The organism is Streptomyces sp. NPDC029152 (assembly GCF_055564355.1).
The window spans coordinates 237,265-255,661 of the sequence record NZ_JBVHWR010000001.1; the positions used below are offsets into that span (position 1 = coordinate 237,265).

16 protein-coding genes and 1 tRNA gene are annotated in these 18,397 nt (G+C 71.9%); 3 read left to right on the forward strand and 14 right to left on the reverse strand.

What is annotated here, in order from left to right; translation table 11 throughout:
- Positions 1-26: 26 nt before the first annotated feature.
- A complete protein-coding gene (locus ACZ4V6_RS01040) occupies positions 27-1,475 on the forward strand; it encodes a GH1 family beta-glucosidase (RefSeq protein WP_467821644.1) in 1,449 nt (482 codons plus the stop codon).
- A gap of 175 nt (positions 1,476-1,650) precedes the next feature.
- Positions 1,651-2,706: a LacI family DNA-binding transcriptional regulator gene (locus tag ACZ4V6_RS01045; RefSeq protein ID WP_467821645.1), complete on the forward strand. Its 1,056-nt coding sequence runs from the start codon at positions 1,651-1,653 to the stop codon at positions 2,704-2,706.
- 94 nt (positions 2,707-2,800) lie between these two features.
- Here the strand turns inward: ACZ4V6_RS01045 and ACZ4V6_RS01050 are convergent.
- The 3 genes from ACZ4V6_RS01050 to ACZ4V6_RS01060 form a co-directional block, all read right to left on the reverse strand.
- Positions 2,801-2,873 (reverse strand) — tRNA-His (locus ACZ4V6_RS01050).
- A 123-nt stretch (positions 2,874-2,996) separates the two neighbouring features.
- Positions 2,997-3,599 carry an oligoribonuclease gene (gene orn, locus ACZ4V6_RS01055; RefSeq protein WP_467821646.1) on the reverse strand — a complete coding sequence of 201 codons (603 nt, stop codon included), beginning with the start codon at positions 3,597-3,599 and terminating at the stop codon, positions 2,997-2,999.
- A 137-nt stretch (positions 3,600-3,736) separates the two neighbouring features.
- Complete coding sequence (locus ACZ4V6_RS01060) at positions 3,737-4,936, reverse strand: helix-turn-helix domain-containing protein (RefSeq protein ID WP_467821647.1); 1,200 nt, start codon at positions 4,934-4,936, stop codon at positions 3,737-3,739.
- A 991-nt stretch (positions 4,937-5,927) separates the two neighbouring features.
- On the opposite strand from ACZ4V6_RS01060, the gene ACZ4V6_RS01065 reads away from it, so the two are divergent.
- Positions 5,928-6,455 (forward strand): universal stress protein, encoded by a 528-nt coding sequence (locus ACZ4V6_RS01065; protein ID WP_467821648.1) that lies wholly within the window; start codon positions 5,928-5,930, stop codon positions 6,453-6,455.
- Positions 6,456-6,568: 113 nt separating this feature from the next.
- Here ACZ4V6_RS01065 and glmS read toward each other — a convergent pair whose 3' ends face one another.
- The 11 genes from glmS to ACZ4V6_RS01120 all read right to left on the reverse strand — a co-directional run bounded on the left by glmS (position 6,569) and on the right by ACZ4V6_RS01120 (position 18,396).
- The gene (gene glmS / locus ACZ4V6_RS01070) at positions 6,569-8,386 is read right to left on the reverse strand and encodes a glutamine--fructose-6-phosphate transaminase (isomerizing) (protein ID WP_467821649.1); all 1,818 of its coding nucleotides are present in this window, start codon (positions 8,384-8,386) and stop codon (positions 6,569-6,571) included.
- 38 nt (positions 8,387-8,424) lie between these two features.
- Positions 8,425-8,682: a hypothetical protein gene (locus ACZ4V6_RS01075; protein ID WP_077799873.1), complete on the reverse strand. Its 258-nt coding sequence runs from the start codon at positions 8,680-8,682 to the stop codon at positions 8,425-8,427.
- Between the two features lie 64 nt (positions 8,683-8,746).
- On the reverse strand, positions 8,747-9,634 hold the full coding sequence (locus tag ACZ4V6_RS01080) for a DUF4429 domain-containing protein (protein WP_467821650.1): 888 nt from the start codon (positions 9,632-9,634) through the stop codon (positions 8,747-8,749).
- A 108-nt stretch (positions 9,635-9,742) separates the two neighbouring features.
- Complete coding sequence (locus tag ACZ4V6_RS01085) at positions 9,743-11,512, reverse strand: IucA/IucC family protein (protein ID WP_467821651.1); 1,770 nt, start codon at positions 11,510-11,512, stop codon at positions 9,743-9,745.
- The gene (locus tag ACZ4V6_RS01090; protein ID WP_467821652.1) at positions 11,509-12,060 is read right to left on the reverse strand and encodes a GNAT family N-acetyltransferase; all 552 of its coding nucleotides are present in this window, start codon (positions 12,058-12,060) and stop codon (positions 11,509-11,511) included. Before ACZ4V6_RS01090 ends, ACZ4V6_RS01085 begins: the two co-directional genes overlap by 4 nt.
- Positions 12,057-13,340 (reverse strand): lysine N(6)-hydroxylase/L-ornithine N(5)-oxygenase family protein, encoded by a 1,284-nt coding sequence (locus ACZ4V6_RS01095; RefSeq protein WP_467821653.1) that lies wholly within the window; start codon positions 13,338-13,340, stop codon positions 12,057-12,059. Before ACZ4V6_RS01095 ends, ACZ4V6_RS01090 begins: the two co-directional genes overlap by 4 nt.
- Positions 13,324-14,781, reverse strand: coding sequence for a lysine decarboxylase DesA (gene desA / locus ACZ4V6_RS01100; protein ID WP_467821654.1), 1,458 nt, complete (start codon positions 14,779-14,781; stop codon positions 13,324-13,326). The genes ACZ4V6_RS01095 and desA overlap by 17 nt, the downstream gene beginning before the upstream one ends.
- Before the next feature lie 180 nt (positions 14,782-14,961).
- The gene (locus ACZ4V6_RS01105; protein WP_467821655.1) at positions 14,962-15,861 is read right to left on the reverse strand and encodes a siderophore-interacting protein; all 900 of its coding nucleotides are present in this window, start codon (positions 15,859-15,861) and stop codon (positions 14,962-14,964) included.
- Positions 15,862-15,892: 31 nt separating this feature from the next.
- Complete coding sequence (locus ACZ4V6_RS01110) at positions 15,893-16,939, reverse strand: ABC transporter substrate-binding protein (protein WP_467821656.1); 1,047 nt, start codon at positions 16,937-16,939, stop codon at positions 15,893-15,895.
- 210 nt (positions 16,940-17,149) lie between these two features.
- Entirely contained in the window at positions 17,150-17,908 is a 759-nt protein-coding gene (locus tag ACZ4V6_RS01115; RefSeq protein ID WP_467821657.1) for a twin-arginine translocation signal domain-containing protein, read from the reverse strand.
- Entirely contained in the window at positions 17,905-18,396 is a 492-nt protein-coding gene (locus ACZ4V6_RS01120) for a hypothetical protein (protein ID WP_467821658.1), read from the reverse strand. Before ACZ4V6_RS01120 ends, ACZ4V6_RS01115 begins: the two co-directional genes overlap by 4 nt.
- Position 18,397 lies beyond the last annotated feature (1 nt).

Below are 18,397 nucleotides of genomic sequence, written 5' to 3' on the forward strand. Positions count from 1 at the left end.
TCACGCCATTTGGGAGCGTCCTCACCATGACCGCCGTACGACCCGAGACCCCCGCCCGGCCGGCCGCCGGCACCTCCTTCCCGACGGACTTCGTCTGGGGCGCCGCCACCGCCGCCTACCAGGTCGAGGGCGCCGCCGCCGAGGACGGCCGCACGCCCTCCATCTGGGACACCTTCAGCCACACCCCCGGCAAGGTCCGCAACGGCGACACCGGGGACATCGCCGCCGACCACTACCACCGCTACCGCGACGACGTGGCGCTGATGAAGGACCTCGGCCTGAAGGCGTACCGCTTCTCCGTCTCCTGGTCCCGGGTCCAGCCCACCGGCCGCGGCCCCGCCGTCGAACGCGGCCTGGACTTCTACCGCCGCCTCACCGACGAGCTCCTCGAGGCAGGCATCACCCCCGTCGCCACCCTCTACCACTGGGACCTGCCCCAGGAGCTGGAGGACGCCGGCGGCTGGCCGCACCGCGACACCGCCGACCGCTTCGCCGAGTACGCCGCCATCACGGCCCGCGCCCTCGGCGACCGCGTCGGCGTGTGGACCACGCTCAACGAGCCCTGGTGCAGCGCCTTCCTCGGCTACGGCTCCGGCGTGCACGCCCCCGGCCGCACCGACCCGGCCGCGACCCTGCGCGCCGCCCACCACCTCAACCTGGCCCACGGCAAGGCGATCGGCGTCCTGCGCGCGGCCCTGCCGGCCACCGCCCGGACCTCCATCACCCTCAACCTGCACCAGGTGCGCCCCCTCACCGACGCCCCCGGGGACGCCGAGGCGGCCCGCCGCATCGACGCGGTCGGCAACCGGATCTTCACCGGCCCCCTCCTCGACGGCGCCTACCCCGAGGACCTGATCGCCGACACCGCGCACCTCGTCGACTGGGACGACCTGGTGAAGGACGGCGACCTGGCGGAGATCTCCCGCCCGATCGACGTGCTCGGCGTCAACTACTACTCGCCGACCGTGGTCTCCCTGCCCGCCGACGGCACGGCCACCACGAAGAACGACGGCCACGGCGCCAGCGACCACTCGCCGTGGACCGGCTCCGAGGACGTCGCCTTCCACCTCGCCAACGACGACCTCACCGCGATGAACTGGGCCATCGACGCGGACGGCCTGCACACCCTCCTCACGGACCTGTCGAAGTCCCACCCCGGCCTGCCGCTGATGGTCACCGAGAACGGCGCCGCCTTCGACGACTACGTCTCCCCCGAGGGCCGGGTGAACGACCCGCAGCGCATCGCCTACCTCCGGTCCCACCTGGACGCCGTCAGCCGGGCCGTCGCCGACGGCGCGGACGTCCGCGGCTACTTCCTGTGGTCCCTGCTGGACAACTTCGAGTGGTCCTACGGCTACTCGAAGCGCTTCGGCGCCGTCTACGTCGACTACGCCACCCAGCGCCGCATCCCCAAGGCGAGCGCCCACTGGTACGCCGACGTGATCCGGCGCAACGCGCTGCCCGCCGCCGGCTGAGCCGTCACCGCGCGTGCGCCGCGAGGGCGCGACCGGTCGCCGGTCGCGCCCTCGCGGTTCTCCGCGGCGCGGAAGGGGGAATTCCGCCGTCCGCGAGGCACGATGGGGGACGGAGAGGCACGGGCCGGGACTGTTAGATTCCTGGCCGGACAGCTGCGAGGGAAAGGCGACGACCATGGCGGTCAACGGTGGGCGGAGCCGGGGCGTCAGACGCCCGACCCTCGAGGAGGTGGCCGCCCGGGCCGGCGTCGGCCGCGGCACGGTCTCCCGGGTGATCAACGGCTCGCCCCGGGTCAGCGACGCGACCCGGGCGGCCGTCGAGGCGGCCGTCGCGGAACTCGGCTACGTCCCGAACACCGCCGCCCGCGCGCTCGCGGCCAACCGCACCGACGCGATCGCCCTGGTCGTCCCGGAGCCGGAGACCCGGTTCTTCGCCGAGCCCTACTTCTCGGACATGCTGCGCGGCGTGGGCGCGGAGATCACCGACACCGAGATGCAGCTGCTGCTGATCTTCGCGGGCAGCGACCGGGAGCGGCAGCGGCTCGCCCAGTACCTGGCCGCGCACCGGGTGGACGGCGTCCTGCTGGTCTCGGTGCACGCCGACGACCCGCTGCCGGACATGCTGACCCAGCTGGAGATCCCCGCGGTGATCAGTGGCCCGCGCTCCGCGGCGGAGACGCTGGCCTCGGTGGACTCCGACAACTACGGCGGCGCCCGCTCGGCCGTCCGGCACCTGATGTCCCGGGGCCGTGGCCGCATAGCCCACATCACCGGCCACCTCGACGTCTACGGCGCCCAGCGGCGCGTCGACGGCTACCGCGACGCCCTGCGCGACGGGGGGCTCGGCGCCGCCGACGAGCTGATCGAGCCGGGGGACTTCACCGAGGAGGGCGGCCGGCGCGCGATGACGGAGCTGCTGCGCCGCTGCCCGGACCTGGACGCCGTCTTCGCCGCCTCGGACGTCACCGCGGCCGGTGCCCGCCAGGCCCTGCGGGAGGCGGGCCGGCGCATCCCGGACGACGTGGCGCTGGTCGGTTACGACGACTCGGCCATCGCCCGCCACCTGGACCCGCCGCTGACCAGCGTCCGGCAGCCCATCGAGGAGATGGGCCGCGCGATGATCGACCTGCTGCTGACCGAGATCGCGGACCGCCGCCCGGCGGGGACGCGGGGACGGGAGCGGCACCAGGTGGTGCTGGCCACGGAGCTGGTGGAGCGCGCGTCGTCGTGAGCGGGGGCCGGGCGGGCCCGCCGGCGCGTCCCCGCCGCCCCACAACGCGATCAGCCGGTGACCTTCTTCCGAAGGTCACCGGCTGATCACACAGGGTGAGTGACGGGACTTGAACCCGCGGCATCCTGGACCACAACCAGGTGCTCTACCAGCTGAGCTACACCCACCATGGCCGGTAGTCGGAACCTCTTGCGGGGTTCCCCGACCGGCTGAGAAAAAGTGTACAGGGTCCGAAGGGGTGCTCGCGCACGCCTTTCGCGGCGCCCCCGGCGGTGTCCCCGGTGGCGTCCCTACGGGGCGGACACGACGTGCTTCGCGGCGATCGCCTTCGCGGTGTCGGAGTCGGGACCCGGCTGCGGCACGAAGACGGCCTCCCGGTAGTAGCGCAGCTCGGCGATGGACTCGCGGATGTCGGCGAGGGCGCGGTGGTTGCCGTTCTTCTCGGGACTGTTGAAGTACGCCCGCGGGTACCAGCGCCGGGCCAGCTCCTTGATCGAGGAGACGTCCACGATCCGGTAGTGGAGGTAGTCCTCCAGCGTCGGCATGTCCCGCAGCAGGAAGCCCCGGTCCGTGCCGACCGAGTTGCCGCACAGGGGGGCCTTGCCGGGTTCCTTCACGTGCTCCCGCACGTACGCCAGGACCTGCGCCTCGGCGTCCGCCAGCGTCGTGCCGCCGTCGAGCTCGGCGAGCAGGCCGGACGCGGTGTGCATCTGGCGCACCACCTCCGGCATCGTCTCCAGGGCCCGCTCCGGCGGACGGATGACGATGTCGACGCCCTCGCCGAGGATGTTCAGCTCGGAGTCGGTGACGAGGGCGGCCACCTCGATGAGCGCGTCGTCCGACAGCGAGAGGCCGGTCATCTCGCAGTCGATCCACACCATGCGATCGTTCATGTTGGACACCCTACGGCTGTCCCCGGCCCGCCGGACCCCCGGCGTCGGCGCGGGCCTCACGGGGGCCGCCGCCCCGGGCCCCGGCGGGGCGGGAGCGCCGGGCGGGAGGGTTTCCGTCCGGCGCCTCCACGGTCACATCACGGTGCGCTGCGCTGCCCCGGCAGGCCGGCCGCGGCGGCCGGGACCGGGGTGCGGCGGGTCTGGAACGGGACCTGGCCCTCCGTCGGCACGACGGCCGGCTGCTGGCCGCCCTCGTGCGGGACGGGTGGCCGGGACGCTCCCGTCGCACCGCCCTCCGCGTCCACCGGCCGGTCGCCCTGCGGGCGGCGGGCCCGGTAGGCGGCCCGGTAGGCGGCCGGGGACGAGCCGAGCTGGCGGCGGAAGTGGCCGCGCAGCGCCACCGGCGAACGGAAGCCGCAGCGGCCCGCGACCTCGTCCACCGAGTAGTCGGACGTCTCCAGCAGCCGCTGCGCCTGGAGCACCCGCTGGGTGATCAGCCACTGCAGCGGCGCGCTGCCGGTCAGTGAGCGGAAGCGCCGGTCGAAGGTGCGCCGGCTCATGTACGCGCGGGCCGCCAGCGTCTCCACGTCGAACTGCTCGTGGAGGTGCTCCAGCGCCCAGGCGACGACCTCGGCGAGCGGGTCGGCGCCGATCTCCTCCGGTAAAGACCTGTCCAGATAGCGCTCCTGGCCGCCGCTGCGGCGCGGGGGGACCACCAGGCGGCGGGCCAGCGCGCCGGCCGCCTCGCTGCCGTGGTCCGTGCGCACGATGTGCAGGCACAGGTCGATCCCCGCCGCGGTGCCCGCCGACGTCAGGACGTCGCCGTCGTCCACGAACAGCTCGCGCGGGTCGACGTGCACCGACGGGTAGCGCTTGGCCAGCGTCGGCGCGTACATCCAGTGGGTGGTGGCGGGGCGGCCGTCCAGCAGGCCCGCCGCCGCCAGGACGAAGGCGCCGGTGCACAGCCCGACGATGCGGGCGCCCTCCTCGTGGGCCCGGCGCAGGGCGTCGAGCGCCTCCTCCGGGGGCGGAGAGGTGATCGACCGCCAGGCCGGCACGACGACCGTGCCGGCGCGTGAGATCGCCTCCAGGCCGTGCGGCGCGGTGAGTTCGAGGCCGCCCGTGGTGCGCAGCGGGCCGTCCTCGCCGGCGCACACCAGCAGTCGGTAGCGCGGCACGCCGGCGTCCTGGCGGTCGATCCCGAACACCGACAGTGGTATGGAACTCTCGAAGATGGGGCCGCCGCTGAACAGCAGCACCGCGACGATCTCCTTGCGGCGTCGCCCGGAGAGCTTCCGGGCCGCGGCTTCCGGCGCGGCAGTGGAGTCGTGGCTCATCCCGCTAAGCCCCCCTCGGTGGTCGCGGCGCCCTCAACCTTTCGGGTCTGTCGCTCCAACACGTTTCCCCTCGGTCCTGCACGAGTCCCCCGCCGTAGACAGTCAAGATCGAATCTACTGCGTCCTGTCGTACCGAGATGGCTGGTTCGGCACTTGGGACATTGTCGACATGGCAACTTGGCGCGAAGCAGTCGATCACGAAGCGTTGCACTCCGGGGCGCCCCAGGGAAGTGCGCCTTGTGGCAGTGGCCAATCCCCGTAGGGTGCGCGGGACCTCCGAGACCCTGTCCGTGCAGGTGGAACGGGGGTTGGGGGGTGGTTCGGGCCAGGGGGGAACCCCCTGTGGAAGTTGGCTGAAAAGAAGCGGAGTCGTGCGCGGAAACCGGTCAACCGACCGGTGTGTGCTCCCCGGCCCGGTCCCCGCCCCCGCGCCCGCCTCGGCACCCGCTCCGGCGGCGGCCCGTGCCGCGCTCCGGCCGGCGCGGTGGCGGGCGGCGGGCGCCGGCCGGGGCGGCCGGTCCCGCGGCGGTGCCGGAGAGGCAGGTGCCGTACCTGAGGAGCGCGACCGGGACGAGGACGCGGCCGGACGCCGCCCGGCGGACCGGTCCGGCGACACCGTCCCGCGGGGGCGCCGCCGGTCCGGGGGTGCCGGACGGCGTCCGGCGGGACGGTGCGGTGCGGACACGGGCGCTCCCCGGGACCGGCTCGCGGTGGTCAACGCCTGACCCGCCCCTCGGTCACGACGGGCGCGACCGGGGAACGGGCAGTTGAATCCCGTGCAAACCGCCTGTACAGCGCAGCAACCATTGCGTTACGGGCGCCCCCTCGGGCATGCTCCGGGGAACCCGCGGCGGACGTGCGCGGGATCTGGGCGAAGGAGGCGTGCCGCCGTACCCTTGGGGGTATGGGGTTGGGAAGACCATTCCCGGACACAGCACCGCTCCTCCGCACCCTGTTGCCCCCCATAGAGGATACAAACGCCGAGACAGCCATGGCCGGTCACGAATTCTTCGAACCCGCGGACCGCAAGCGGCCCGTCGCCGAACCGACGGCGGCCGAGCCCCTGGCGGCGGAAGAGCCACGCCAGTCGTGCGACCCAGCCTTCAAGCACGGGGTCGTCGTGGGCTTCGACGGCTCCACCTCCAGCGAGCGCGCTCTCGCGTACGCCATCGGCATGGCGCGGCGGCACGGCGCCGGCCTGGTCATCGTGCACGTCGCCAACCGGCTGCCGACCACGGTGTGGGCGGGCTGCGAACCCCCCGTCTTCGTCGACGTGCCGGACCACCGCACCGAGGTGCTGGGCCTGGAGCTGGCGTGTGCGGACTACCTGACCGAGGTGCCCTGGATCCTGGTCGAGCGCGGCGGCGACATCTGCCACGAACTCGAGGAGGTGGGCCGGGAGTACGAGGCGGACGCGATCGTCGTCGGCTCCAGCCACGGCCTCGTGGGCCGGCTCTTCGGCTCCGTCGCGGGACGCCTCGCCAAGCGGGCGCAGCGGCCCGTGGTGGTCATTCCCTAACGGCCCTACGGCCCGGCCGCCCGTGACCGGCCTCCGCCGCCCATGACCGGCCCGGTTGCGCCGGACGGCCCCGCACGCGCGCGTGCGGGGCCGTCCGGCGTTCTGCCGGTGTGCTACTCCACCGTGACCGACTTGGCGAGGTTGCGCGGCTTGTCGATGTCCCGGCCCAGGGCCAGGGCCGTGTGGTAGGCGAGGAGCTGGAGCGGGATGCCCATGAGGATCGGGTCGAGCTCGTCCTCGTTCTTCGGGACGACGATCGTGTGGTCGGCCTTCTCCTGCTCCTGGTGGGCGACGGCGAGGATCTGGCCGCTGCGGGCCTTGATCTCCTCCATGGCCGCGCGGTTCTTCTCCAGCAGGTCGTCGTCCGGCACGATCGCGACCGTCGGCAGCGCCGGTTCGATCAGGGCGAGCGGGCCGTGCTTCAGCTCGGAGGCCGGGTAGGCCTCGGCGTGGATGTAGGAGACCTCCTTGAGCTTCAGGGAGGCCTCGCGGGCGACCGGGTAGCCCCTCACGCGGCCGATGAAGAGCATCGAGCGGGCGTCGGCGTACTGCGCGGCCAGCTTCTTGATGTCCTCCTCCTGCTCCAGCATCTCGGAGATCTGCGCGGGCAGCTTGCGCAGGCCCTCGATGATCCGCTTGCCGTCGCGCACGGACAGGTCGCGGGTGCGGCCCAGGTGCAGGGCGAGCAGTGCGAAGGCGACGCAGGTGTTGGTGAAGCACTTGGTGGAGACGACGCAGACCTCGGGGCCGGCGTGCACGTACATGCCGCCGTCGGCCTCGCGGGCGATCGCCGAGCCGACGACGTTGACGACGCCGAGGACGCGGGCGCCCTTGCGCTTGAGCTCCTGCACGGCGGCCAGCACGTCGTACGTCTCACCGGACTGGGAGACGGCGATGTAGAGGGTGTCGGGGTCCACGACCGCGTTGCGGTAGCGGAACTCGGAGGCCGGCTCGGCGTCCGCGGGGATGCGGGCCAGCTCCTCGATCATCTGGGCGCCGATCTGGCCCGCGTGGTACGAGGTGCCGCAACCGAGGATCTTGACGCGGCGCACGGCGCGCGCGTCGCGGGCGTCCAGGTTGAGGCCGCCGAGGTGCACGGTGGAGAAGCGGTCGTCGATCCGGCCGCGCAGCACACGGTCCACGGCCTCGGCCTGCTCGTGGATCTCCTTGTGCATGTAGGTGTCGTGGCCGCCCATGTCGTAGGAGGCGGCCTCCCACTCCACGGTGGTCGGCTCGGACGTGGTCCGGGTGCCCTCGGTGGTGTAGGTGCGGAAGTCGTCGGCCTTGAGGGTGGCCATCTCGCCGTCGTCGAGGGTGACTATCTGCCGGGTGTGGGTGACCAGCGCGGCGATGTCGGAGGCGACGAACATCTCCTTCTCGCCGATGCCGAGGACGACCGGGGAGCCGTTGCGGGCGACGACGATGCGCTCGGGGAAGTCGGCGTGCATCACGGCGATGCCGTAGGTGCCCTCGATGACGCGGAGGGTCTCGCGGACCTTGTCCTCCAGCTTCTCCGCCTCGGAACGGGCGATGAGGTGGACGAGGACCTCGGTGTCGGTCTCGGAGAGGAACTCGACGCCGTCCGCCTCCAGCTTGCGGCGCAGGTCGGCGGCGTTGTCGATGATGCCGTTGTGCACCACGGCGACCTTGTTGTCGGCCGACATGTGCGGGTGGGCGTTCACGTCGGAGGGGGCGCCGTGGGTGGCCCAGCGGGTGTGGGCGATGCCCGTGGTGCCCTTGAAGCGCGCCGGGACCTTGGCCTCCAGGTCGCGGACCCGGCCCTTGGCCTTGACCATCTTCAGGCCGGCCGTCTTCGGGGACGTGACGACGATGCCCGCCGAGTCGTAGCCGCGGTACTCCAGGCGCTGGAGGCCCTCGAGCAGCAGGGGCGCGACGTCACGCTTGCCGATGTATCCGACGATTCCGCACATATACCGTATTCCTCGCAGGTCTCGTGTCCGACGGCCGGTCAGCCGTAGACGATGCGGCGCAGCTGGCGGAGCGTCAGCTCCGGCGGTGCCACCGCGCGGTACTTCAGTTCCGCCGCGATCCGCTCGAAGATCGTCGCGTTCACCAGGCCCTGGGTCTGGAGCTCGCGGTGGCGGCGACGGACGTACTCCTCGGTCGTCTCGTCGAAGTAGGCGAGCACGTCCTGGACCACGCGCAGCGCCTCGCCCCGGCTGAGGGGGGTGGACCGCGTCAGATGATCAACGAGTTCGTCGTGCACCCGGTAGATCCTGGGGTACGACCGATGGTTTCGCAAGAATCTTGCCCGATTTCGGGCAGGCACCTTACATTCGCCGGAGAACCGCCTGCTTGGCGAGGGTGAACTCCTCGTCCGTCAGCACCCCGGAGCGGTGCAGCTCGCCCAGCTCCCGCAGACGCCGCAGCAGGGCGTCGTGGTCGTCCTCGGGGGCGGGCGCGGGAGCGGGGACCGCGGTGCGCTCGGCCGGGCGCGCGTCCTGCGGGGAGGGCGCTTCGGCCGGGTGCGGCAGCCGGGCCTGGACGGCGGCGGCCACCAGGGCCATCAGCGGGTCCTTCCTGAGCCCCCACAACTCGACCGCGTTCGGGTCGTGCTTGGGCGGCACCTTGGCCGGCGTGCCCCGCACGGTGAAGCGGAGGTGGCCGTTCTCCAGGCCCGCCGACGGCTGCCACTCCACGGCGGTGATGTCCGCCAGCGGGAGGACGCGCGGCCCGCCGGCGGACTTGGAGTCCTCCGCCTGCCACTTCCACTCCAGCCGCACCCGCTCGCCGTCGAAGCTCGCCGTGCCGTCCCCGGCGGACACCGAGAGGGGGACGGAGGGCCCCGCCAGCAGGTAGGAGTCCACCGGGCCGGACGGAACCCGCTCCAGCAGCAGGGCGTTGCGCACCTCGTCCACCAGGTACTCGGCGACGCCGTACCGGTCGGGGTCCACGATCAGCTGGTAGGGGTCGTGCGGCTCGGTCAGCCGGCCGCCGGTCGCGTGCAGCAACGGGTCGGCACCGTCCCGCAGCCGCAGCCTGAGCCGCCCGGCCTTCTTGCCCTGCTCGAACGATATGCCCGCCAACGCGCCCAACGGGACGGTCAGTTCACCCAGCTCCCTGCGGAGCGGACTGACGTTCTTGTCCCGCCCCGGGGTCAGCCGCAGGCAGTCGCCGTCGAAGACCCACGTTCCGTCCTTCTGGATGATTTCCGCCATGCGGGAATTGTTCCATCGCACCGGGCACCCCCGGGGAGCAGGCCCGAAACGCCCGACGGGCACCCCGGAGGACCGTCTCCGAGGTGCCCGCCCGTTTGCGGGGGACCGTCACAGTCCCGCGATGGGGTTCTTCAGGGTCCCGACCAGTTGCAGCGCGCCGGACGGGTCCGCCAGGTCCACCATCTGCCGGTTGTCGCGCAACTGGAGCCGGTTGAGGCAGGACAGCGCGAACTCGGGCGCGAACATGTCGTACCGGGCGAACTTGTCGGCCAGCTCCGGCACCGACTCCTGGTACTCGCGGGTGACCTCCGCGACCGTCCGCCAGAAGCCGTCCTCCTCGAGGATCCCCTCCTCGGCGAGGTTCGCGGAGAGGAAGCGGAAGAAGCAGTCGAAGACGTCCGTGAAGATCGACAGCAGCTTCATGTCCTCGGGGACCTCCACGGCGATGCGCGAGACCTCCGGCGGCAGCACGGCGTCGGGATCCATCACCGCGATCTCCTCGGCGATGTCCTTGTAGACCGCCCGCCGCACCACCCCGTCCTTCAGGACCAGGATCACGTTCTCGCCGTGCGGCATGTAGACCAGGTCGTAGGCGTAGAAGCTGTGCAGCAGCGGGACGAAGTAGGCCCGCAGGTAGTGCCGCAGCCACTCGGTGGGCGGCAGGCCCGACCGCTCGATCAGCGCGCCCGCGAAGGAGGCGCCCTCGTGGTCGACGTGGACGAGGGAGGCCATGGTGGCGAGCGTCTCGCCGTCCCGGAGCGACGGCACCGGGCTCTCCCGCCACAGCGCCGCCAGCATCTTGCGGTACGGCGAGTAGCGGTCGGTGGCCCGCTCGTACTCCAGGTGCCGGTAGCCGACGGCCGCCCGCTCCCGGATGACCGTCAGGCCCGTCGCCTTCAGCACCGGGTCGCTCTCGACGAGCCGCGCCAGCCAGTCGTTGATGGCCGGGGTGGCCTCCATGTACGCCGCCGACAGGCCGCGCATGAAGCCCATGTTGAGGACGGACAGGGCCGTCTTCACGTAGTGCTTCCCGGGGTGGGAGGTGTTGAAGAAGGTGCGGATGGACTGCTGGGCCAGGTACTCGTCGTCGCCCTCGCCCAGGCACACCAGGTGCTGCCGGGCGACCTCGGCGGCGAAGGTGACGGTGAGCTTGTTCCGCCACTGCCAGGGGTGGACCGGGATGAACAGGTAGTCGGCCGGGTCCAGGCCCCGCTCGCGCAGGACGCCGTGGAAGCGCTCGACGGTCGCCTCGCCCAGCTCGTCCCGCACGAACGACTCGTACTCGATGCCCACGCCGGCCGTGAACGCCGCCCGGGAACGGTGGGCGGCCAGCCACACCAGCCGGACCGGGTGCGCGGCCTCGGGCGCGTACGCCAGGTAGTCGTGGATGCCGAAGCCGAGCCGCCCGTTGTTGGCGACGAAGCATGGATGGCCCTCGGTCATGCCGGTCTCGACGGCCTGGAAACCGGCGCGGGCCAGCTCGGCGGAGGTGACCTGCGGCTTGGTGAGCTTGTAGCAGGTGCCGGAGAGCGTGGAGGAGATCTCCTCCAGGTAGACCGGCAGGATGTCGTCGCTCAGCCCCAGGGACTCCTTCAGCTCGATGAGGAGGTCCAGGGCGGCGAGCGGGAGCCGGGCACCCTCGCGGTGGCGGGTGATCGATTCGGCGTCCACCTGCCAGTGGTCCAGGGCGCGGACGGTGGCGGTGAAGCGGTAGCTGGTCAGGCCGTCGTCGCTGCGGACGACGTACTCCTCCCCGTCCCGCTCGGGCGTGAGCAGCCGCTCGTGCGCGAACTCGGCCAGCGCCTTGCGGACCAGGAGGCGGTTGGCCCGCTCCCAGCGTTCGGGGGAGAGGTGGGCCACGGCGTCGGCGAGGCTCATGCGGACACCGCCCTCTCGAACTGCTCGCGGGTGCAGAAGCTCAGCAGCGCCTTCTTCTCCGGCTTCCGGATCTCGCGCTCGGGCACGAACCCGACGGCCGCGTTCAGGGCGTGGACGGCCTTGTTGCCGACGTCCGGCTCGACGACGACGCGGGCGGTGGCCGGGTCGGCGAACAGCTCGGTCATCACGGCGGTGATCACGGCCCGGGTGAAGCCGTGCAGCGGCCGGTCGGTGGGGGCGACCAGGAAGTGCATGCCGACGTCGCCCGGCTCCGGCTCGTACAGGCCGACCAGCTCGCGGTGGGCCGGGTCGTACTTCTCCATCAGGAAGGCGGGGACGCCGTCGTGCAGGCCGAGGTAGGCGTGGTGGTGCTCGTCGGCGGCTATCTCCATGTAGGCGCGCTCGACGTCCACCAGCGTGGCGTCCTGCATCATCCAGAACGCCGACTTCGGGTGGGTGACCCAGCCGTGCAGCAGGACGGCGTCCTTCAGCGGGTCGAGAGGGCGGAGGGTGAGGTCGCCGATCCCGGCGGCGGTGGGGGTGCTCATACGGCGAACTCCTGGAACGCGATGGTCTTCTCGACCGGGTAGTACTCGGTGCCACCGAGCAGTTCTCGGATGATGTAGCTGTTGCGATAGGCACCCATGCCCAGATCGGGGCTGGTGATGCTGTGGGCGTGGACACCCGCGTTCTGCAGGAACACGCCCCGGCCGGTGACGTCGATCGCGTAGTTGCGGCCGAGGTCGAAGTTGCCCCGCGAGTCGTACCGCAGCCGGTCGCGGACGGGCTTGAGGAACTCCGGCTCGGCGTACTTGTAGCCGGTGGCCAGGATCAGGCCGTCCGAGCTGATCTCGAAGTCCTTGCCCTGCTCCTCCTGGCGGAAGCCGAGCGTGTACGTGCCGTCGGCGTACCGGGCGCTGGTCAGCGCCGAGTTGGTGAGCAGGCGGGTGGGGACGGGGCCGCCGAGCCTCTTCTGGTAGAGCAGGTCGAAGATCTCGTTGATCAGGTCGCCGTCGATGCCCTTGAACAGGCCCTTCTGCTCGGCGGTCAGGCGGTAGCGGGTGTCCTCCGGGAGGGCGTGGTAGTAGTCCACGTACTCCGGGGAGGTCATCTCCAGCGTGAGCTTGGTGTATTCGAGGGGGAAGAAGCGCGGGGAGCGGGTCACCCAGTTGAGCTGGTAGCCGTGGACGTCGATCTCGCCGAGCAGGTCGTAGTAGATCTCGGCGGCGGACTGGCCGCTGCCGACCAGCGTGATCGCCTTCTTCTTCTGGAGCTCCGCCTTGTGCTGCACGTAGCGGGAGTTGTGGATGGCGTCGCCGGCCAGGCCGCGGCAGGCGTCCGGGACGTGCGGCGGGGTGCCGGTGCCGAGGACGAGGCGGCGGGCGCGGTAGGTGTCGCCGGAGGTGGTGGCGACGACGTACAGCTCGTTTGCCTCGTCGTACGTGACCTCCGTGACCGTCGTGGAGAAGCGGACGCTGCTCAGCCTGTGCGCGGCCCAGCGGCAGTAGTCGTCGTACTCGACGCGCAGTGGGTAGAAGTTCTCGCGGATGTAGAACGAGTACAGCCGGCCCTTCTCCTTCAGGTAGTTGAGGAAGGAGTACGGGGACGTCGGGTCGGCGAGGGTGACCAGGTCCGACATGAACGGGGTCTGGAGGTGGGCGCCGTCCAGGAACATGCCGGAGTGCCACGTGAAGTCGGGCTTGGCCTCCAGGAACACGCCGTTCAGCTCGGCGATGGGCTCGGTGAGGCAGGCGAGGCCGAGGTTGAAGGGGCCGAGGCCTATCCCCACGAAGTCGTACGGGGCACTGGCTTCAGGAAGCGCGGTCAAGGGACTCTCCCAGGTACTGCTCGGCGTGGCCGGCGATCAGGTCGAGGACGGCGGCGATGTCGGCCGTGGTCGTCTCGGGGTTCAGCAGGGTGAACTTCAGGTAGTGGCGGCCGGACACCTTGGTGCCCGCGACCACCGCGTCGCCGGAGGCGAACAGGGCCTTGCGGGCGTACAGGTTGGCGCGGTCGGTCTCGGCGGGCTCGGTGACGGCGGCCGGGACGTAGCGGAAGACCAGCGTGGACAGGCTCGGTTCGACGACCACGTCGAAGCGCGGGTCGGCGGCGAGCAGCTTCCAGCCCTCGGCGGCGAGGTCGCACACCTCGTCGAAGAGCTCGCCGATGCCGTCGGCGCCCATCACGCGCAGCGTCATCCACAGCTTGAGGGCGTCGAAGCGGCGGGTGGTCTGGAGGGACTTGTCGACCTGGTTGGGGATGCGTTCGCGCACCATGCGGCGCGGGTTGAGGTACTCCGCGTGGTAGGTGGCGTGGCGCAGGGTGGCCGCGTCCCGGACCAGTAGGGCGGACGAACTCACCGGCTGGAAGAAGGACTTGTGGTAGTCGACGGTGACGGAGTCGGCCCGCTCGATGCCGGTCAGCCGGTCCCGGTACTTCAGGGAGGCGAGCAGTCCGCAGCCGTAGGCGGCGTCCACGTGCATCCACGCCCCGTACTGGGCGCAGAGCGCGGCGATCTCCGGCAGCGGGTCGATGGAGCCGAAGTCGGTGGTGCCGGCGGTGGCGACGACGGCCATGGGGACGAGGCCGTCGGCGGCGCAGCGCTCCAGTTCACGGGCGAGGGCGACGGTCTGCAGGCGCTTGTCGTGGTCGACGGGGACCGGGACGACGGCGTCGGGGCCGAGGCCGAGCAGTTTCGCCGACTTCTGGACGCTGAAGTGGCTGGCCTCGGAGGCGAAGACGCGCAGTTTCGCGAGCCCGGCCCCCTCTCCCCACCCGGGCTTGGCCTCCTCGCGGGCCAGCAGCAGCGCCTGGAGGTTGGACTGGGTGCCGCCGGAGGTGAACACGCCGTCCGCGGCGGGGCCGAGGCCGGCGCGGGCGGTGGTCCAGTCGATCAGCTTCCGCTCGATGAGGGTGCCGCCGGCCGACTGGTCCCAGGTGTCGAGGGAGGAGTTGACGGCGGTCAGGACCGCCTCGGCGAGCACGGCGGGGATGACGACCGGGCAGTTGAGGTGGGCGAGGTAGCGGGGGTGGTGGAAGTAGACGGCGTCGCGGAGGTAGACGTCCTCCAGTTCGTCGAGGGCCGCGGCCGTGTCGTGCAGCGGCCTGTCGAGGTCGATCCCGTCGATGCGGGGGGCGAGGGCGTCGACCGTGATGCCGGTGAACGGCCGTTCGGTGGCGGCGAGTTTGGCGGCCACCCGCTCGACTCCTTGGGTCACGGAGCGGCGGTACTGCTCCGCGGTGGTGTCGTTGAGCAGGTGCGAGCGCATGGGGGTCCTCCGGTGGGGACGGTCCGAGAGGGACGGGTGAGGGCGGGGCCCGGGCTTCGAACTTAGGTTAGCCTAACCTAATTTGCGCTGTCCGGGGGTGAGCCTGCCCGTGACGGTCGTCACGCGCGCCGCACCGGCCCGTCACGGACGGTGAGGCGGGGCGTGGTGGGGTGCCGGGCGTCAGCCCTGCTCGCGGAGCTGTTCCTCCGTCAGGCCCTGTCGCCAGTAGCCGACGAAGGTGACGCGGCGCCGGTCGACGCCGCGCTCGTGCACGAAGTGCCGGCGCAGCGCCTTGACGCGGCCGGACTCGCCGGCGATCCAGACGTACGGGTTCCGGGCGGACGGCAGCCGGGCCGCGCGGAGCGCGGTGAGGGCCAGGCCGGCCGGGTCCTCGGCCCCGTCCCGGACCAGCCAGGTGATCTCGGCGTCCGCCGCGGTCGCCGGCTCCCGCACGTCCGCGGCGTGCGGCACCTCCAGCCACACGCGGGCGCGGGTGCCGGCCGGCAGGGACTCCAGGACGGCCGAGACGGCGGGCAGGGCGGTCTCGTCGCCCCAGAGGACCACCAGGTCGGTGTCCTCGGGCGGACGGAAGCGGATCGCCCGGTTGTCGGCGACCGCCGGGCCCAGCAGCAGGACCCGGTCGCCGGCGGCGGCGCCGGCGGCCCAGCGGGAGGCGGGACCCGCCTGGACCGCGGCCTGTGGCCCGACGCCGTGCAGGACGAAGTCGATGTCGATCTCGTCGGTGTTCCCGAAGACGTCCCGGCGCAGGTCCCGCAGCGTGTACGAGCGCATCACCGCCCGTACGTCGTCCGGCAGTTCGCGCCACGCCTGCCACCAGCCTCCCCCACTCTCGGCTTCGCTCGAGCGGGGGGACCCCCATCCGAGCCCGCCGGGCACCGCCGGTTCCGTCTGGCCGGGACGCGGCAGGAACAGCGACAGGGACTGGTCGCGTCCGTCGGAGCGGAAGCCGGCGAGGTCGGGCCCGGTGAAGGTGACCCGGGTCAGAGACGGGCCGAGCCGCCTCGTCCGTGCGACCCGGAGGGAGAAGAAACGGAACGGGGCGGCTACGGCGGTCGTCACGGACGGCTCCTGCGAGTCGGGGCGGACGGGGTCAGCTGACCTTCTTCGCGTTCTCGATGGCCTCGGCGAGGTTGTCGAGCAGCGGCGTGCACTTGTCGTAGGACAGGATCGGCTCGGGGGAGCGGGCGATGACCTGGCCGGCCTTGACGGCGGGGAGCGCCTTCCAGGTGCCCTCGCTGATGTCGGCGGGCTGGATGGTCGAGGCGCGGTCGTCCATGATGATGACGTCGGCCGGGTACTTGTCGACGTTCTCCCAGCTCAGGGTTTCGAACCAGCCGCCGGTCGCCTTCTTGGCCTCCTCCGGGGGCTCCACGATGTTCACGCCGAGGGCCTTGAAGTACTCCAGGTCGATGGAGTAGTTCGAACCGGAGACGTAGAAGACGCTCGGCGCGGCGGAACCGGCCAGCACCTTGATCTCCGGCCGGGCCTTGGCGGCCTTGCGCAGCCGCTCGGCGGCGGTCTCGAACCTCTTCTTCGCCTCGACGACCTTCGCGGCCTTCATGTCGGCGCCCAGCGACCCGGCCAGCTCGGCCATGCGCTGCAGCGGCTTCGGCATCTGGCGGTCGTAGACGGAGATGGCCACGCTCGGGGCGAGCTTGGCGATCTTGTCCTTGGAGGCTTCGGGGACGTACCAGAGGGTGCCGGCGTCGTCGAACGTCGTGCTGATGAGCACCTCGGGCTGGAAGGCCGCGTACTGCTCGACGTTGAAGCTGTCGAACTTGTTGCCGAAGACCGTCAACTTGCTGACGTCCATGTCGCCGGCCTGGACGTCGGCCTTGCCGTCCTTGGTCGTGGTCGGGCCGAAGACGCCCTCGACCTCGACGCCGTAGTCGTGGAGGGCGGCGGCCACACCGGTGAACGCGGCGATCCTCGTGGGGACCTTGTCCAGCTTCACGGTGGTGCCGCGGTCGTCCTGGAACGTCCACGGGCCGGACCCGGCGGCGCCCGTCCGCTCGGCCGAGCCGCCGCTCTTCGCGTCGTCGTCCCCGCAGGCGGCGAGCACGGCACCGAGGCCGAGCACGCCGCCTGCGGCGAGAACGCCGCGTCGGGTGAGGTGGGTGGCTCTGGCATTGGACATGGGTACGCTGCTTTCGAACGGGGCGGACCGACCGCCGGACAACTCGAAGGTAGGTTAGCCTAACCTCAACGGATGTCCAGGCGTGGGCCCCTCGCGAACGAAACCCGTGAACCGCCCGCGCGTCCCACGACGACGCGATGCGGGGCCCGACCCCGTTGCGGGCAACGGACGGTGGGCCCCGCATCGCGCGGTCGCGCTCTCCGGTTCCGGCTAGGCGGCCGCCTTCTGCTTCCGGGCCAGCGCCTTGGCGGCACCGCGACGCTCGCCGGACAGCACGTCCACCGGGCCGCCGGCCCCCTTCCCCGGCTCCTGCTGCCAGCCGCGCAGCCTGCGGACCACCTCGGCCAACAGGGGGCTGTCCGGCTTCACGGCGAGGTAGAACAGCGACTCGTCGGGCTTCTTGTCGTCCCCGCCCCAGCGGACGACTCCTTCGAGTTCGGCGAGGATGTCGCGGATCACGAGCTCCTGCGGGGCGAAGAAGCCGCCCCTGACGCCGCTCGGGTAGTGGCCCGGCCGGATCTGCACCGCGGTCCCGGAGGCCTGGTTGGCCTCCGGCAGCCCGCGGCGCACCGTGCTCGGGCTGCGCCAGCCGACCACGTCTCCCCTGCGCAGTCCGTCCACTTCGTAGTGGAACCGGCGGACGACGTGGACCAGTACGGTCTCCGCGTCGCCGATCCGCACGGCCACCCCCTCGATGGGGGTGCCGGGCACCGGGCGCGTCCACACGGACCCGCCCGCGTCGGCGGCCAGCTCCATCTCCCAGCCGTTGGGGCCAGGCTTTCCGGAGCGGGTGCGCTCGCGGCGGGCCAGGGCGCGGCGGGCCGCTTCCCTGACGTGCTTCGGCTCGGCATACCGGTCCGCCGCGTGGGCGGGGGAGGCGAGGTACTCGGAGAAGGGCAGCGCTGCCGCTGCCGCGGCGCCCGCGATCACTGCGGTCCGGGCGAGGAAGGTACGGCGGGAGGTTGTCATGGACGCCTTGTCTCTCTCTTGAAGTCACGGGTGGCCCGGCGTTCGGATTCCAGCAGGCTGAAGCCGCCCGTCGCGACGGCGGTGAAGGCGAGAGCGCCCGCCGCGGGATTGAGGTAGCCGGGCACGCCCGTCGAATAGGTGGTGCCGCTCCTGACGTGGCAACCGAGACGGAGCGGGATGTAGGTGGGCCGGTAGGAGTCGATCTCCAGGACGTGCGCCGGGCCCACCGCCTCCTTGCACGCGAGGTCCCGCCGCGTCTCGTCCAGCGTCAGCAGGTGCACGGCGCCCCAGGCGTACAGGCAGGCCGCGCCGGCCGCCGCGAGCGCCGCGCACGACCGCAGCAGGACCAGCGGGCCCGCGCGTCCGGCACCGTGGCGGGCCGCCGTCGTGCAGCCGTAGACGGCCAGTACGGCGGCTGCCGCCAGGCCGGCGAGGAGGACCAGAAGGAGGACCAGGGGATCGTGCCCCGCGTACGAATCGGTTTCCACG